This window comes from Pseudomonas sp. OTU5201, assembly GCF_038440135.1.
GTDB classification, from domain to species: Bacteria; Pseudomonadota; Gammaproteobacteria; order Pseudomonadales; family Pseudomonadaceae; genus Metapseudomonas; species Metapseudomonas resinovorans.
Map to the genome: position 1 here is coordinate 1 of NZ_JASATC010000092.1, position 1252 is coordinate 1252.

Consider the following 1252-nt stretch of genomic DNA (forward strand, 5'->3'; position numbering starts at 1 on the left):
CTGGTCTGTCCCGGGCTGAGTGGACACTGACTTAAGGTGGATAATGTCCACCGCAAGGAGTGTTCATGACCCAAACCAGACGACGTTTTCCCGAATCCTTCAAACGCGAAGCGGTAGACCAGGTGCTTGCCGGCACGCCGCTTCGTCATGTAGCCGAGACGCTGGGCATCGCTGAAAGCCTGCTGGGCAAATGGAAGCGCCAGTACGAACAGCAAGGTGACGATGCCTTTCCGGGCAATGGCAAGCAGCGCGGTGAGAGTGCGGAGCTTCGTCGGCTACGCCAGCAACTGGCTCAGGTCACCATGGAGCGCGATGTTTTAAAAAAGGCGCTCGCCATCTTCTCGCAGCCCACGAAGTGAAGTTCCGCGCCATCGAGGCGTTGGCCGGTCGCTATCCCGTAGCGCCGATGTGCCGGCTGCTGCGGGTATCACGCAGCGGTTTCTATGCCTGGCAGCAGCGGCCTCCTTCGGCGAGAGAGATGGCGAATCGGCGTCTGAGCAAGGAGATCCGCACCATCCACCACGAGGTGAATGGAATCTATGGCCATCGCCGCATCAAGGCCGAGTTGGCGGCCATGGGGCATGCGTGTGGTCGGCACCGGGTCGCTCGTCTGATGCGCGAAGCCGGCCTGCGTGTTCGTTCGCGCAAGCGCTGGCGGCTGGTTTCCAGCAGTCGTCACGCTCTGCCGATTGCCCCGAATCACCTGGATCGCCAGTTCGCCTCGGATCGCGCCAATCGGCACTGGGTCTCGGACATGACCTACGTGAGGACGGCTCAAGGCTGGTTGTATCTGGCCGTCGTGCTCGATCTCTATTCACGCGCCGTCGTCGGCTGGGCGATGCACCACCGCATGCATCAAGCTCTGGTGCATGCTGCGCTGGAGATGGCCGTTGCACGCCGACAGCCACAAACGGAGGTACTGTTGCACTCGGATCGTGGCAGCCAATACTGCGCGTACGACTACCAGGCCTTGCTGCGGCGACATCGCATCGTGCCCAGCCATTCACGTCCGGGGAACTGCTGGGACAACGCCGCGATGGAGAGCTTCTTCCGTTCGCTGAAGGCCGAGCGGGTATACCTGACGCGCTATGCCAGCTACCAGGAGGCGAAAACCGACCTGTTCGACTACATCCGCTTTTACAATCACCGCCGTCGCCACTCGACGCTGGGCTATCTCAGTCCGATGGAGTTTGAGCGGAGAAATACGAGCAGTAGCTCTTAACTACCTGTCCACCAGCTCCGGGACAGACCA

At 61.1% G+C, this 1252-nt stretch carries 1 protein-coding gene; it reads left to right on the forward strand.

Annotation, left to right across the window (positions count from 1 at the left end; translation table 11 throughout):
- The first annotated feature begins 65 nt into the window (after window positions 1–65).
- Window positions 66–1222, forward strand: a protein-coding gene (locus AAHM40_RS26985) for an IS3 family transposase (protein WP_446731631.1) whose coding sequence is annotated in 2 segments (ribosomal slippage) — window positions 66–326 and window positions 329–1222 — 1155 coding nt in all. Because the reading frame shifts where the segments join, the coding sequence is not laid out codon by codon here.
- Window positions 1223–1252: the final 30 nt, after the last annotated feature.